This window comes from Stagnihabitans tardus (assembly GCF_009925085.1).
GTDB classification, from domain to species: Bacteria; Pseudomonadota; Alphaproteobacteria; order Rhodobacterales; family Rhodobacteraceae; genus Stagnihabitans; species Stagnihabitans tardus.
The window spans coordinates 1-355 of record NZ_JAABNR010000100.1 but is presented as its reverse complement, the minus strand read 5'-3'; the positions used below and the strand labels follow the sequence as shown (position 1 = coordinate 355).

The following is a 355-nucleotide window of genomic DNA, read 5'->3' as shown; positions in this document are numbered from 1 at the left end:
AGTGAGCTACTCCCCAACTCTTGGACAGATTTCTGGCTGATTTAAGCTACTGCCTGCCTCTGCTGATCGGTTTGGGTTGCGTTGAAGTAGACCACGGCGGGCGGCTGTCCGCCATGGGCAGTGTGAGGGCGTTGGTGGTTGTAGAAGGTGATCCAGCGCCCTATGCCGACCCGAGCCTGCGACCCGGTTTCCCAAGCGTGCAGATAGACGCATTCATATTTCAAGGACCGTGACGTTGCCCCCTCCAGCTAATCCAGTTTGAGTTAGACTCTGGCCCAACCGAAAGGACCAGAGATGAAGCGCAGCAGGTTCACCGAAGACCAGATCATTGGCATTTTGAAGGAGCATGAGGCCG

Annotated in this window: 1 pseudogene; it reads right to left on the bottom strand. The window is 56.1% G+C overall.

From position 1 onward, the window contains the following. Positions 1 to 41: 41 nt before the first annotated feature. A pseudogene (locus GV832_RS21790) lies at positions 42 to 230 on the bottom strand (integrase core domain-containing protein); the annotation flags it as partial. Between the last annotated feature and the right edge of the window lie 125 nt (positions 231 to 355).